The sequence below is a fragment of the Allocatenococcus thiocycli genome (assembly GCF_921292965.1).
In the GTDB taxonomy this organism is placed as follows: domain Bacteria; phylum Pseudomonadota; class Gammaproteobacteria; order Enterobacterales; family Vibrionaceae; genus Vibrio; species Vibrio natriegens.
On record NZ_CAKLCK010000008.1, the window covers coordinates 80,749 to 95,368 of the forward strand.

General features: G+C 41.5%; 12 protein-coding genes. 7 read left to right on the forward strand and 5 right to left on the reverse strand.

Features of this window, described 5'->3' with window-relative positions; all coding sequences use genetic code 11:
- Positions 1-15: 15 nt before the first annotated feature.
- The 5 genes from L9Q40_RS04315 to L9Q40_RS04335 all read left to right on the forward strand — a co-directional run bounded on the left by L9Q40_RS04315 (position 16) and on the right by L9Q40_RS04335 (position 5,461).
- Positions 16-609: a sugar O-acetyltransferase gene (locus tag L9Q40_RS04315; RefSeq protein ID WP_327194646.1), complete on the forward strand. Its 594-nt coding sequence runs from the start codon at positions 16-18 to the stop codon at positions 607-609.
- Positions 609-1,127, forward strand: a complete 519-nt coding sequence (locus L9Q40_RS04320) for a phosphoribosyltransferase (RefSeq protein ID WP_422833879.1) — start codon at positions 609-611, stop codon at positions 1,125-1,127. The genes L9Q40_RS04315 and L9Q40_RS04320 overlap by 1 nt, the downstream gene beginning before the upstream one ends.
- A gap of 462 nt (positions 1,128-1,589) precedes the next feature.
- Positions 1,590-2,486 (forward strand): dihydrodipicolinate synthase family protein, encoded by an 897-nt coding sequence (locus tag L9Q40_RS04325; RefSeq protein ID WP_498792227.1) that lies wholly within the window; start codon positions 1,590-1,592, stop codon positions 2,484-2,486.
- A 28-nt stretch (positions 2,487-2,514) separates the two neighbouring features.
- Positions 2,515-4,014, forward strand: a complete 1,500-nt coding sequence (locus L9Q40_RS04330; protein ID WP_498792229.1) for an aldehyde dehydrogenase — start codon at positions 2,515-2,517, stop codon at positions 4,012-4,014.
- Positions 4,015-4,111: 97 nt separating this feature from the next.
- Positions 4,112-5,461, forward strand: coding sequence for an NAD(P)/FAD-dependent oxidoreductase (locus tag L9Q40_RS04335; RefSeq protein ID WP_498792231.1), 1,350 nt, complete (start codon positions 4,112-4,114; stop codon positions 5,459-5,461).
- A 305-nt stretch (positions 5,462-5,766) separates the two neighbouring features.
- Here L9Q40_RS04335 and L9Q40_RS04340 read toward each other — a convergent pair whose 3' ends face one another.
- The 5 genes from L9Q40_RS04340 to L9Q40_RS04360 form a co-directional block, all read right to left on the reverse strand.
- The gene (locus L9Q40_RS04340) at positions 5,767-6,531 is read right to left on the reverse strand and encodes an NAD(P)-binding domain-containing protein (RefSeq protein ID WP_498792232.1); all 765 of its coding nucleotides are present in this window, start codon (positions 6,529-6,531) and stop codon (positions 5,767-5,769) included.
- Positions 6,532-6,751: 220 nt separating this feature from the next.
- Entirely contained in the window at positions 6,752-8,050 is a 1,299-nt protein-coding gene (locus L9Q40_RS04345; protein WP_498792235.1) for a TRAP transporter large permease, read from the reverse strand.
- Positions 8,051-8,093: 43 nt separating this feature from the next.
- Positions 8,094-8,606, reverse strand: a complete 513-nt coding sequence (locus L9Q40_RS04350) for a TRAP transporter small permease (protein WP_498792237.1) — start codon at positions 8,604-8,606, stop codon at positions 8,094-8,096.
- A gap of 87 nt (positions 8,607-8,693) precedes the next feature.
- Positions 8,694-9,725 carry a TRAP transporter substrate-binding protein DctP gene (gene dctP / locus L9Q40_RS04355; protein ID WP_498792239.1) on the reverse strand — a complete coding sequence of 344 codons (1,032 nt, stop codon included), beginning with the start codon at positions 9,723-9,725 and terminating at the stop codon, positions 8,694-8,696.
- Between the two features lie 541 nt (positions 9,726-10,266).
- Entirely contained in the window at positions 10,267-11,235 is a 969-nt protein-coding gene (locus L9Q40_RS04360; protein ID WP_498792241.1) for a LysR substrate-binding domain-containing protein, read from the reverse strand.
- 496 nt (positions 11,236-11,731) lie between these two features.
- Between L9Q40_RS04360 and L9Q40_RS04365 the strand changes: the two genes are divergently transcribed.
- Together L9Q40_RS04365 and L9Q40_RS04370 are read left to right on the forward strand one after the other, a co-directional pair.
- Positions 11,732-13,291, forward strand: a complete 1,560-nt coding sequence (locus L9Q40_RS04365; RefSeq protein ID WP_498792243.1) for an alanine/glycine:cation symporter family protein — start codon at positions 11,732-11,734, stop codon at positions 13,289-13,291.
- 134 nt (positions 13,292-13,425) lie between these two features.
- A complete protein-coding gene (locus tag L9Q40_RS04370; RefSeq protein WP_498792245.1) occupies positions 13,426-14,442 on the forward strand; it encodes a GlxA family transcriptional regulator in 1,017 nt (338 codons plus the stop codon).
- Positions 14,443-14,620: the final 178 nt, after the last annotated feature.

Genomic DNA, 14,620 nt, shown 5'->3' on the forward strand with positions numbered 1-14,620 from the left:
GCAAGGTAATGATTTGTGAGTGAATTTCAGAAAATGCTCTCTGGAGAGCTATATAATCCAAGTGATAACAATTTGAGTCTAATGCGTGCCCGGGCGAGGAAATTGATTGATAAATTTAATCATTCTTCCTTTGAGGAAGAAGAAAGCCGTTTGAAGCTACTGACAAGCTTACTGGGCAAAGCGGGTGACAATATCTCGATTCATCAAAACTTTTATTGCGACTACGGCTGCAATATCTATGTTGGCTCCAATTTTTTCGCCAATTACGATTGCGTCATTCTGGACTGTGCCGAAGTACACTTTGGCGATAACTGCCTGCTGGGGCCCCAAGTGGGGATCTATACCGCGACACATCCACTCGACCCAATTGAGCGAGCTAGTGGGCTAGAGTCTGCAAAGCCGATTCACATAGGAAATGATTGCTGGATAGGTGGGCATGCGACGATAAACCCTGGTGTCACTTTGGGCAACAATGTGGTTGTTGCCTCCGGAAGTGTGGTCACTAAGAGTTTTGGTGACAATCTGGTCATTGGTGGTAATCCCGCTCGCATTATTCGCGAACTTCAATGTTCATCGGTCACTACACCAGAAGCGAAGGAAGCGAAATAATGAAAACATATCCATATGTTGGTGACGTGGTATTGAATGAAGCTCAGATTCAGGAAGGAGTAAAACAGGTTGCTCAAAAGCTTCATCAACGATTCGATGATGCTGTCGTGATTACCGTTGTCCCTGGAGGAATATTATTTACGGCTGACCTTGTCCGCCAGTTATCTTTTGATATCAGTATGGACTATATATCTTGCCCGCATACCCCCGGAGATAGAAACAATCGTTCCAAAATTGAGTATCATCAGAACATCAATATTAAGGGAAGAGATGTCATTTTGATTGATGATGCGATTGAATCCGGAGGGACAATGAAACGCCTGACTGAGCATTTAATCAACAATTTTGATATTAAGTCTTTATCAATAGCAACACTGTTTGTGAAACCCAGTCGAGTAGATATTCCAGTTCCTCAATACTTTGCTTATGAAATGAAAAGTGATGAACTGCTGGTAGGCTATGGTCTACCTTGGCAAGATAAGTCCCGAAACCTACCTTTCATATCTAAAGTGATTTAATTTCTACCAAACACAAAAGGCTTTTCTTTATCTCTGAAAAGCCTATGCCCCTTTATTCTTTAGATATAGCACCTTCTAATATAGGGGCAGTTGAACCTTCCCTTACTTTTCTTTATCCAGTAATTCAGTAGGACTTAAATCTACTTGCAACGTTCTTCTACGCTTGTAACAAATGGACTGACAATGAAATGAAAGCTCCTTTCTTTTAGCTTTTCCTCAATGCTCTATATGCGTCATCAATTCTAAAAATACTAAAAGTTCTGTATTTATTGGGATTGAACTTGAATTTCCAAGGGTAAACACACGGGATATAAGCGTATCCATAACGTAATGTTATTAATTCTCGGTCAAAAACGTTGTTTGTTGCTTTGTTAAGGTTTGGTTACTGTTTGGTGGTGTTTTAGATCAACTATTCATTGTTGATTTAACGACTTCTGGATTAATTAAACAAAGGCGAAACTCATGAAATTTATTGGCATATATACACCGGTTATCACACCTTTTAGTAACGATGGCAGCATTGACTTTGAGGCTTATTCAAACCAAATCAAATATTTAGTAAACGCAGGTGTTCAGGGGCTTGTAATTGGCGGAACGACAGGCGAGTACTATGTAGAATCACTGGATGAGCGTATTAAGCTTTTACAAGTAGCAAAAGAATTGGCTTCAAATGACGTTCATGTTGTGTTTGGTACAGGCTCAATTAACCCAGAAGACTCTATTATCTTGGCGGAAGCAGCAGCAAAGTACCAAGCGGACGCTATTTTAGTCGCGACTCCTCCATACTCACTTCTGACTCAAGAAGAACTGGCCATTCACGCTCTCAATGTGGATAAAGCTGCCAATCTACCAGTTATGCTCTACAACTATCCAGACCGCATGGGCGTAAACATGGAGAAAGAATTCTTCGATATTGTTTTCTCTAAGTCTTCGAATTTTGTCTCTATTAAAGAAAGCTCAGGTGATATTAACCGTCTACACATGTTGGTTAGTGATTACCCTGAGTTGCAGGTATCATGTGGTATGGATGATCAAGCGTTGGAGTTCTTCGCATGGGGATGCCAAAGCTGGGTATGTGCAGGTTCAAACTTCTTACCCGGTGAACACCTAGCAATGTATGAAGCGTGTGTCGTTGAAAAAGATTTTGTAAAAGGACGCAAGATAATGGCCGCAATGATGCCATTGATGAGTGTTCTAGAGCAGGGCGGAAAGTTCATTCAGTGTGTTAAGCAAGGCGTAGAAATTGATGGTCGTGTTGCAGGTCAGGTACGCGCTCCACTTCAAGGTTTGACGGAAGCAGAAAAAAGCCAGCTCGCTGACGTGGTAAGTACTCTCAAAACAGCTATTTCTTCACTTTAATAGAAACTGAGCATCAAGGAGGATGAATATGTCAGAATTACTTACCCCTAGAGATTATCTTGATATCGCTAAACGATTGTCAGTACCGACACAGAGTTTTATTGATGGTAAATATTGTGCTGCTGTTTCAGGCAGAACCTATACCACGTCTAATCCAGCAACCGGTGAAGTCATCGCTCAGGTATCATCATGTGACGAAGTCGATGTAAACAAAGCGGTTTCGGCGGCAAAAAGAGCCTTTGATGATGGTGGGTGGAGTCTCTTACATCCCCAAGAACGCAAGTCAATTCTAAAAGAATTTACCAAACTGGTAGCTGAACACGCCTCAGAACTCGCGGTTATGGAATGCTTGGACTCGGGTAAGCCGATTCAAGACTGTGTCACTATAGATGTTCCTGAGTTTATCCACACTTTGGATTGGCACGCAGAAGCTATCGATAAAATTTACGACCAAACTGCACCTGTTGGTTCAGATGCTATGGCTATGATTGTTCGTGAGCCAATTGGTGTTGTAGGGGCTGTTTTACCGTGGAACTTCCCTTTATTAATGCTCGGATGGAAGATCGCTCCGGCCTTAGCTGCTGGCTGTTCAATAGTCGTTAAACCAGCAGAGCAAACGTCATTGACAGCAATTCGTATTGCTGAGCTTGCTCACCAGGCAGGTATTCCTAGTGGTGTCTTTAGTGTAGTGACAGGATCTGGCGCTGATGTCGGTGAGCCACTTGGACGCCACCCTGATGTAGATATGATAACTTTTACAGGATCAACGGTAACCGGGCGACGTTTTCTACAATATTCCGCTGAGTCAAACTTGAAAAAAGTGGTTCTAGAACTCGGTGGCAAGAATCCTTGTATTGTTCTTGATGACGCAGAAAACTTAGAAAAAGTAGCACAGCATGTATGCGCAGCGGCATTTTGGAACATGGGTGAAAATTGCTCCGCTGCATCTCGCTTAATAGTTCAGTCTAACGTTAAGCAAGAGCTGTTGGACTATATCCTTAAAGAAGTTGAACAATGGAAAATGGGGTCGCCTATTCATCCAGAAAACCAATTGGGAGCCATGATTGATAGCCGCCACTTTGACAAAGTGATGAGTTATTTAGAAATGGGCAAGCAGAAAGGTTATACCATTCTAACCGGTGGCAATAGCCACGATGGCGTGTTTATCGAGCCCACTATTTTTGATGGTGTAAGTAATCTAGATGATATAGCACAAGAGGAAATATTTGGCCCAATCTTATCTGTTATAACCGTAGATTCCGTTGAAGAGGCGATAAAAGTCGCCAACGAGACCAGCTATGGTTTAGCTGCTTCAGTGTTTACTTCCAATAGTGGTCGTGCATTACGTGCTGCACGTTCGATCAAAGCTGGTACCGTAACCGTAAACTGCTTTGGTGAAGGTGATATTACCACCCCGTTTGGCGGTTATAAGCAATCTGGGTTTGGTGGCAGAGACAACTCTTTGCACGCTCATGATCAATATACAGAACTGAAAACCATTTGGGTTGATCTGACCCACGACCTGTAATTGTCTATTAATCCCTTAAACAGAGTTTGCTCAGTGGCCGCAGTTCGTGGTCACTGAGCAAGGGTTTGTAAAGCTAGCATGCGAAAAGGATATACGTATGCAAAAAAATGTTAATGTAAAAAAATTGCCAACGGATATGGGTGAAGCGGCTTGGAATTCAATTTTGGGAAAACAAGCTTCCTACTCTTCGATTGACAAAAACCATTGCTATGACTGGGTCATTGTTGGAGGAGGCTTCGCTGGACTCGCGGCGGCTCGTCGACTCAGTCAGTTACTGGGTACTAGCGAACGCATCGCGGTTTTGGAAGCAAATCGTTTAGCTCATGGGCCTGCGGGACGAAACAGCGGGTTCATGATTGATTTACCACACGAACTGAACTCGGAAACCTACTCTGGCGGAATGACCGATGATCTTAGGAAAATTAAATTAAACCGAGTTGCGATCGATTTCGCTAAAGAACTTGCAGCGGAATACGAATTTGACAAAAAGATATTTGATCAGTGTGGAAAGGTAACGGCAGCATGCACTGAAAAAGGACAAAAGCACATAAGTGCTTATACAAAACACCTTGATGCGTTAAACGAAAAATATGAGCGCTTATCTGACACTGATTTAAAAAAATGGACTGGTACAGATTTCTATTCTCAGGGGTTATTCACGCCTGGCGCTGTGATGATTCAACCTGCCGCTTTTATTCATCAAAGTGCTGCTGCGTTACAGGGCAAAGTGGATATTTATGAGAACAGTCCGGTTCTCGAAATGACACTGGGTGACATGCATGTATTAAAAACACCTAAAGGCAATGTTTCTGCAAAACATGTCATACTTGCTGTCAATGGTCATATTCAATCGTTTGGTTTTTATCCTCGCCAATTATTGCATGTTTTCACCTATGCTTCGATGACTCGAAAACTCACTTCTAAAGAAGTATCCCAGTTGGGGGGCGCCTCGGACTGGGGGGTTCTACCAGCTGACCCATTAGGCACGACTGTTCGACGGATTTCTGATTACCAGGGCTCTGGGGATCGTATTATTATCCGAAATCAGGCTACATTGAATCAGTCGATTGTCGCGTCAAAGAGTAATATGGAACGCGCTCAACTATTACAAGATACGTCATTCAAAAACCGATTTCCGATGCTGAAAGGCGTCGATATGGAATACCGTTGGGGCGGCAGACTATGTTTATCGTTGAATTCGGTTCCGGCTTTTGGTGAAGTAGAACCCCGAGTGTTTTCTGCGAGTTGTCAAAATGGTCTGGGCACAGTTCACGGAACGTTATCTGGCATGATGGCAGCAGAACTAGCGGTATTAAAAAGCTCACCTAATCTTCAAGAGTTTATACAACATGAAATGCCTAAAAAGTTACCTCCTGAGCCATTCCTTTCTTTGGGAGCAAATATGACAATGCGATGGAAAGAGTTTTTAGCTGGCAAGGAGTTATAGGAACTACTTAATAGGTACAAACAGAACTTCGCATATTTTCCTAAATTTAATTATTCTATTTGCCAATCACCTACTTCGGTAGGTGATATTAATTTCACATCTGGAGAAGTCATACTTATGCTTGGCAGTATGCCTATTCGATAGACGGTGTACGTGAGTGGTTATTCAAACAACATAAATAGTACTGAAAGCAAGCTGATATTTTAAATTTAGCAATAAAAAGTATATATAAAATTATACTTCCCGTACCGAAGCAGGCTTTTCAATGGAAGAAAAGCCAGGCAGCATCGTGCGTTGTTTTGATGTTATTCGCTAAATTGACGTTGAATATCTTCACATGCCTTCAGCCAGGCCTTAAAGCCCCCTTCAGCTTGAATAATCTCCTGAGCTGTAAGAGTAAATGTGCCAGGTGTCGCAATCGAATTATTAATATCGCTGAGGCTTTGCTCAAGCTTATAATCGGCTAATCCCGTTGCCCCTCGTAATGTATGAGTCACAAGCGCTCTCGACTGCTCAACTGTCAATCCTTTACTCTGAAACCACGCACTTAATTCCGCCATAAAACCAAACACAACCCCGTTCATAACAGCTGCAACACCTGCAAGGTCATAGTCTGCTTCAGAATCAAACACCATTAACTTTCCTATCGGATTAAGTATCGACTGCGCGGTAGAATTTTGAGGAAACAAAGGCACGACGCCTTCACCAACCTCTACCGATGCTAAAGGTTGTGTTCTGACAACGGTTGTATTGGGTAGTAGAGCTTGCAATCGTTGCAGTGAAATTCCCGCTATGCATGAAATAAGCAAATGATCTGAGGTAGGGACTATTTCAGCGACTAAATTTTTCAACTGGTCAGGACGTACCGCGAGTAAAACAACCTTACATTCATCTATAACATCCTGATTACTCAAGGCTATATCACAACCATAGGAGGATTGGAGAAACTTTGCTCGCTCCTGATTGCGAGGTGATAACACTATCCTTCGCTTGTCCCCAGCACGACGAAGTGCTGCCACCGTATAGCTAGCAAGATGTCCTACGCCTAAAATGCCCAACGATTCAGCCATGTATCCCTCCATGTTTTGTTCGGTATCCAAAATTTTATCAATAGATTATTCAAAGAGAATGATGAAATAAAAATATTTTTCAATGAGTAACCCTGCATTTGCGTAACACTAAACTATCGGCGCTAGCGGGTAATCAATTGCTATCCATATAAGAAGTAATTTTAGAGATGTCATAAATGAAAATGGCAGGCTGTTTAATAACCTGCCATTTTCATTGTGACTAATCAATGTAGCCGAAAAGTCTCGGTAAATACAAGGCGAGAGGTGACCAGTAAGTGGTAATAAGCATGACCGGCAGTGCCGCAAAAAACATAAAGCCTAACGCTGGCTTAATCACCTGTGACATCCCCACGTTACCAATACGGCAAGTCATAAAGAGGATAGGCGCCATAGGCGGACTATTACAACCAATGACCACACTTGTACCTACAATTGCAGCGAAATGTACTGGATCAACACCGATATGTACCATAACAGGAAGCAACAAAGGACTGATTATCGCGACAACACTGACATCATCCATAATCATCCCAAGCAAGATTAGAAAGATATTGACGACCAGGAGGATCATGAGCTTATCTTTGAATAGATCCATCAGGACTTCAGTTAGCTCCTGAGGCACCCTTTCAAATGTGAAGATTCTGCTCGCAACAAATGAGAACACCAGTATGACCATAATCACACCCGTCGTTGAAGCTGCTTCAATAAAACAACGCCCCATCTCTTTCCAGTTGAGTTCTCGATATACGAACATCCCTACTGGGATAGAGTAAACAACAGCAATCGCCGCCGCTTCTGTTGGTGTGAATACCCCCCCATAAATTCCCCCCAATATGATGATAGGCAAGATTAAAGCGGGAAGCGCTTTCCATCCGGTCTGGCGGATATGTTTAACACGAGAATTAAACGGTAGTTTTTCAGCGGCCGGATCTGGGTGATTTCTCATTTTCAACCAGTTCATGATGCACAGCATGACAATTAAAAGGATACCGGGTCCAATCGTTGCCAAGAAACACGCAGCCACCGACTGTCGCGTTACAACCGCATAAAGAATCATGGTTATACTGGGGGGGATAAGTAGCCCGAGAAGAGATGATATACCTAGCAGAGCACTTGTATATTCAGGTTTATAACCATGCTTTTTCATCGGCTCAATCATTATGGTGCCTATGGATGCAACCGCAGCAGATGCGGTGCCTGATATAGCACCGAATATACCGCATGCTACAACCATGGAGGTACCCATCCCACTACGTGAGTTGCCGACTAAGGCTTCTACAAAATTGACCAACCGTAATGCCAAGCCACCCGCCTGCATAAGATATCCAGTCATGATAAACAGGGGGAGCGCTAAAAGAATAAGTGAGTTAACTGACCAGAATCCTGTCGTCATCAGTGATGACACGTCCACGTCGTATATTATTGAAAGAACAAGCGTCATCGCAGCAAACGAAAACACCACCGGTACACCGATCATCATAAGTATGACGACGGCAGCAATTGCGACTAATGCGCCCATAAAAACACCTTTAATCCCTTATGGTCATTTTTATTCTTTAAAGTTAAATTGATTTTCTACTCAGCATCTTTTCAAGATCGACAAAGAAATCTCGGATCAGATAGAAAATGAATAGAACACTCGCAACAAACAGACTGCTTTGAGAGATATACCAAGGCAGATGAAAGACGGTCGTCGACTGTCCTTTTCGAATCGCCCAATCCAGCAAATCATAAGCCCATATTGAGAAAATGATGGCCATAGCCAGGGAAATCGCCGTTGCTAAAAGATGGAAGAAATTAATAATTGACGTTTTTTTGCATATCACCTGGACGAAATCAGCGGTCAGGTGTGAACGTTCACGGGAAGCTAAAACAGCACCAAGCATATAAAGCCACATGGCACACATCAGAACAATCTCTTCTAATCCGAAGACTGGCTGGTCCAACAATGCACGCGTTATCACTCCATAGGACATCATGATTGCTACAGAAGCGCTGAGGATAATAACGATGGGTTTCATTAATAATGCTATCGCTACATCTAGCTTCGATATCAATGAGAGCATGCCACTCATAAACTACTCCTTGGGTTAGAAATAAGATAGTCGGCGTAAAGAGCCGACTATCTACTCTCGAAATTGAGGAACAAAATATTCAAACGATTATTCAGGAACCGAAGCGTTCGCTCGAATTTTATCCATCAACTCTTTACCAAGCGCTTCTTCTGCGACAGGCCATACATCTGCTCTTACTAATTTAACCCACTCGGACATCTCTTCAGTTGTCGGTTCTATATACTCCATACCAGCTTCCTGAGAAGCCTTGATCCATTTTTCGTCTTCAGCTTTAGCGTCGACAAACTGCTTATCAATCACGGTTTGAGCAGCATTAGCCACGATTTGCTTGTCCTCTGTATCCAACTCTTCCCAGGTATCGTTATTCATCAGTAGGGCATAAGAGGAGAAGTTATGTCTTGAATGAACGTAGTAATCAAGCTGATCACGGAAGTACTGGTAATCCCAATAGATGACATTGCTTGAGTCACCATCGACGACGCCAGTTTGGATAGCGGTGTAGACTTCGGCCCAATCGATCGGGACAGCTTGGAAGCCCATCGCTTTCATCGTCTGCGGTAAAGGAAACACCGGCTGAGAGCGTACTTTCATGCCTTCGGCAGACTTGTAACTGGTCGCATACTTACCTTTGGTCGCAATCCCCCCAAATCCTTCTGGGTAAGGACCAAAATAGTGTAAACCGATATCAGCATAAACAGGGCCCAAGATATTCTTCAACCAACCATCTTCGCCATATGCTTTAAGTGCATCTTCCCAGCCCAATGTGAGGTAAGGAATATAGTTCACAGCTAGACGTTCGTCGTAAGAAGTTTGTGGCCAAGTCAGCATCATCTGAATATTGCCTTTAACCAGCTGGTCAAAAAGTTCTTGCTGACCGCCAAGTTCACCTTGGTAGAAAATGTTAACCTTCATTCGGCCTTCGGACTGCTCTTCAATCTGCTGCGCCCACATTTGCATTGACTTACCTGAAGCAGAATCCCGGTCACCTGATTCAAGGGCAAGATTAAACTTGTAACTTTGATCACTCGCAATTGCATCTACAACACCTGTTAAGGAAAGCGCTGTGGATATAGCAATCAGTTGCGTTGTTTTCAGTAGCTTATTCACTTTGATTTGCATACTTCTACTCCATTTTGTTTACTAATATTTCGCATCCGTGCGTACAAGCTCGAGAAATACTTAATCTGCAAAGCACTCATACTGTTATTTAAATGTCTTCCAATTTACCAACCTCTATCTTTCAACCTTGCTTTTAGATGCAAGGTACAATAGATATTTGTTGTTAAACTGTTAATACATTATATTAACGTTACAAAAGCACACTCAAATGTTATATTTTTAGTGCTTACGATAACTTGTAGTTATTAATTGAAATTGTTTTATGTCACACAGCACCAATGCAGGAAAGAGGGAGTAGAAGTAATAAGTGCTAGAAGCCAGCGCGATAGGCTTTGTCAATAAATGGTTCAAACTGGCTAGCAAAACTCGCATCTGTGTAGCTAATAGTCAGCTTGAGCTGAGAGATGAATCATCATGAGCTGATTGAGAAAGCTATCAGAACATTACGTATCAGAACTCCAGCCCTAAAACGTAATGTTGAGATTAATCTAGATAAGGTAACAATAGGCTTGAAGTACTTTTAACCTTTAAAGTTAAAAAACTACACTGATGGAGGCAAATATCCGAAGGCTAACTCTGACAAAATCCAATCTCTAAAAGCTATCAACGCCGGTTCGGTAGATTTTTCTTCGCTGTACGCTAGGTAGTGGCATTTCTCTTTGTATCTCGCTTCTAAATCGCCAATCTTTACAAGCTTTCCTTGTTCGATCAATTTGTACACTAAGTGATGCCAGCCCAAACAGATGCCGTGCCCTTGAGTAGCCATATTAATCAATAAATTGTAATCGTTTGAGGTAAAGCTATAACCATTTTTTAATTGAAATGGTTGCTGCACCTCTGCAAACCAGACTTCCCAATCAACGTGCTCCGCTAACTGTGCCCTCCCAAAAGGACTTAAATTCAATAGCATTGATTCATCTAGAGACTCAGGGGGCTGAATATCAGGGTGACTCTTCAAGTACTCTGGTGAACATACTGGATAAATAATGTCATGAAAAAGAGGTTTCGATATATAGCCATTAGGAGATGTAGAAGACTTACTTATAAAGAAATCTGGATGGGCATCCGGTTCCAAACTCAAGATACTGTTGGTTGTTATTATATTTACATTAATATCTGGGTGTAGTGACATGAATTTAGGCAGGTGTAAGGAAAGCCAACACGTTGAAAATGCGGGCGAGCAACAAAGCGTCACTTCCTTCCTTTGCACATTTTGATTCTCAATTCGTTGTGCAACTTGTGCAATATTAACAAATGATAAGTAAGCAGCATCATAGAATATATTTCCGGCTTCTGTTAACTCAATAGATCTCCCGACTCTATTAAATAACTTAACTCCTAAAGCATCTTCTAATTCTCTAATTTGACGGCTTATCGCTGCTTGAGTAACACATAGCGATTCTGCAGCAGACGTGAAACTTTGATATTTTGCGGCTGCCACAAACGATTTTATTGCTCTCAATGAAGGTATTTTCATTAGGATTTTGTCTGGTTCTACATGCTTTGCCATATCCTCTAGTATCTCCCTACACCAATAAGATTGAGCACTAACTTCCTTTTACATATTACCAACAAACCATATATCTCTTCATAGGACAACGCAATAGTTTAGATACCGCCATCGCTAGCAAAGAGAGCATTGCTAAAGCGGTTCGAGGGCGCTGATAAGCGCCAAGCATGATAAAAAACGGTGTTTAGGACGAACTTACAGTAAATCTATTACTTCAAGTTATGCTTTGTGCGTACTAAATGTTTCTCGCGTAGAAATCTACATTTCATTAACATGATTTACGAAGTTATACGTTAGAAGGTCAGAAGTAACAAAGAAATAAAATAATCACTATATAAAAATATTATTTCAGTACATGTTAACCAATAAAAATTATATTTATATAACTTAAAAAGTTTAACGCCAATTAAAGAACGAAGTTTGTTTTCAGAAAATAAGTAGAGATATTCATGAACGCTAAATAAGGAAGTTACATCAATATGTGTAGGAGAACACAATGAATATAGAAACGTTTGTCAACCATATAAATAGCGCAATTTGGGCTATGCCCATTATTTTATTGCTGCTGTTTGTTAGCCTAGCTTATATGATAGCAATGCGTTTTGGAACATTGACTAAACCTAGATTACAGCTTCGATTACTCCGAAGTGGAGGTGAATCCAAGGATGGTATATCACCGTTTGAAACATTTTGCTCAGTTGCTGCTTACCGTATCGCCGTCGGAAATATAGGCGGAGTATGTGTAGCCATTATGTATGGTGGTCCTGGCGCTGTATTATGGATGCTCATCACCTCGCTAATCACTTCCGCACTAGCGTTTGCAGAGAATAGCCTGGGTCAAGTTTACAAAGTTCGACAAGATGGACAATATCGCGGGGGACCTTACAACTATATTGAGAGTGGTTTAGGCTGGAAACCCGTTGCTGTACTATTTGCTGTTCTTGCAGTAATCGGTGTACCACTGTTCGTAAGTGGTGCTGGTGCGAATAACATTGGAATGGCTTTTGAGAATAGTATGGGTATTAGCCCGGTTATTTCAGGTGCGATCGTCTCGGCCTTACTGTTCCTTGTGATTTCAGGTGGTATTCGTCGTATTGCAAAGTTTTCAACGCTTATTGTGCCAGTCATGGCTGCTTTCTATTTTATTATCACTTTAATCGTCTTAGGTGCTAATTTACATGCTATTCCTGACACACTAAAACTGATTTTATCTAGTGCACTTGGAAATGACGCCGCTTTTGGGGGATTGTTTGGAAGTGCATTGGTTTATGGGGTAAAGCGAGCTGTTAACTCTAGTGGTGCAGGGATGGGTGAAACTCCGGCTACAGCTGCTACGGCTGAATGTAAACATCCAGCCGAGCAAGGTATGATTAATGCGTTTACCGTATATATTGATGTTGCAGTGTGCTTATGTACTGCTTTCCTCATTCTCATAACAGACTGTTTTAATGTGATTGGTAGTAGCGACTACCTTTACATAGGGCAGGGTTCACAAGTTATGGCCGAACAAGCGGCTGCCAATAGCGTTGGCGTAGTATGGGTTCAAGAAGCAGTAAACTCAGTAATGCCAGACTTTGGGGGAATCATTGTTGCCGTCTCTCTACTTTTCTTTGTATTTTCTACTTCTATTGCTTACTACTATGAAGGTGAATCGGGACTGGCCTATTTAGCTCGTAACCTAAGCAACAGTGTTCGTGAAAAGATGATTTGGGTATTACGAGTATTGATGTGTGTAATGTTTTTTATGTGGTTCAACGTAACAGCTGGAATGGCATGGGCCGTAAGTGAAATTGGACTTGGTGCGATGATTTGGCTAAATGGTATCGTCCTCATCTTTTTATTCCCGCAAGTTATCAAGGTGTACAATGACTACATAGCCCAACTAAAATCAGGTAAAGAACCTCATTTTAACCCTCAAGCTGTAGGGATAAAAAATGCGGATCTATGGCTAGAAATTAATAAGTCACAGATTGAAAAACCTCAGAGTAATCGTGATCTAGAATTCGGTAACAGAGAAATAACGAAAGGTTCGGTACTACAACAAGCCGCAAAATAAACTCCTCTACTGTAAAGCCAAAGCCAACGTAAAGGTAATTACGTTGGCTTTGGCCACTAACATTCTGACCTATATAAATAGTTAATTGAAGTCGTTCATATTATCAGCCCTATTATTTCTTTCGAGTAATTCCTATGTCACAGCACAATAATCAATGTCAAATCACCAACAATCAGCAAAAGCAATTTCATATAGGTTTTGTAATACAACCAAATTTTTCTTTGATGGCGTTTACAGCGGCCATTGATTCATTAATTACCGCTAACTTAGTGCATGAACAAACTTTGTATAATATTCATACATTTGGTGTTGATTCTCGCAAAGTCTTAAGTGACATCGGTATTGAAATCGTGACGGACTCAACTATTGAATCACTAAATTTACATAATCGAGGAACACTCGACTGGCTATTCGTATGTGGTGGATACCGATGCGATACAAGCTGTGTTGATATTTTGCAATCTTGCTTAGGTTCAGTGGATAACCAGAGAGTAAGGTTGGGGAGTATTTGGAATGGAACTATTGCACTGGCGCATGCTGACGCTTTAAGTAACAAGACCGTATCAGCAGTTCATCCAAGCAGTCATAATTTTATTCGAACTAATTTTCCCGAGCTTCAACTGTCCTCGCATACGTTTGAAGTGGATGAATATCGCGCCAGTTGTGCAGGACCTAATAGCGCAATGGAGATGATGTTAAATATTATTGAAAGTCATTATGGTAAGCCTCTTGTTCGGGCTGTAAGAGAAATTTTAAGTTGTGACCAAGCATCGGAAGGCCGTCAGGAAGTTCGTTCCCGTTTAGGGCACGAAGTGATAGACAAAGAGATACCAGACACGTTGAAAGAAGCGGTATCGTTAATGGTATCAAATGTAGAAGAGCCTTTGACTCCAGATGAATTAGCTACATGTCTTTCAATATCAAGAAGGCAACTTGAGAGGTTGTTTCAACTTCACCTAGATACATCTCCATCACGTTATTACATCCGCTTTCGTTTAGCTCGTGCACATTATTTATTGGAAAACAGTCGTGAATCAATTATTCAAGTTGCGTTAAGTTGTGGTTTTGTAAGTAGTAGCCATTTCAGTAACTGCTTTAAAGATTATTTCAGCTATACGCCAACACAGCTTCGTCAACGGATCAGAAATTAAATAAAGATACATAAGGTATTGAATATACGATTTTTTAGGAAATACCTGTGTTGATAAAGCGCTTGTAATACCCCAACATAAATTGCTAATCGAAAGCAAAAGATGTTGATTGTGATTTCATCCTACATTCGGGTACGACTAGGCTGACTATCAGTGAAAAAATAAAATACAAAACAGC

Bases quoted from the DNA above. Each gene is read 5' to 3' on its own strand.
- L9Q40_RS04320 (WP_422833879.1), top strand. From the start codon at position 609: ATGAAAACATATCCATATGTTGGTGACGTGGTATTGAATGAAGCTCAG.
- L9Q40_RS04325 (WP_498792227.1), top strand. From the start codon at position 1,590: ATGAAATTTATTGGCATATATACACCGGTTATCACACCTTTTAGTAAC.
- L9Q40_RS04330 (WP_498792229.1), top strand. From the start codon at position 2,515: ATGTCAGAATTACTTACCCCTAGAGATTATCTTGATATCGCTAAACGA.
- L9Q40_RS04335 (WP_498792231.1), top strand. From the start codon at position 4,112: ATGCAAAAAAATGTTAATGTAAAAAAATTGCCAACGGATATGGGTGAA.
- L9Q40_RS04340 (WP_498792232.1), bottom strand. From the start codon at position 6,531: ATGGCTGAATCGTTGGGCATTTTAGGCGTAGGACATCTTGCTAGCTAT.
- L9Q40_RS04345 (WP_498792235.1), bottom strand. From the start codon at position 8,050: ATGGGCGCATTAGTCGCAATTGCTGCCGTCGTCATACTTATGATGATC.
- L9Q40_RS04350 (WP_498792237.1), bottom strand. From the start codon at position 8,606: ATGAGTGGCATGCTCTCATTGATATCGAAGCTAGATGTAGCGATAGCA.
- dctP (WP_498792239.1), bottom strand. From the start codon at position 9,725: ATGCAAATCAAAGTGAATAAGCTACTGAAAACAACGCAACTGATTGCT.
- L9Q40_RS04360 (WP_498792241.1), bottom strand. From the start codon at position 11,235: ATGGCAAAGCATGTAGAACCAGACAAAATCCTAATGAAAATACCTTCA.
- L9Q40_RS04365 (WP_498792243.1), top strand. From the start codon at position 11,732: ATGAATATAGAAACGTTTGTCAACCATATAAATAGCGCAATTTGGGCT.
- L9Q40_RS04370 (WP_498792245.1), top strand. From the start codon at position 13,426: ATGTCACAGCACAATAATCAATGTCAAATCACCAACAATCAGCAAAAG.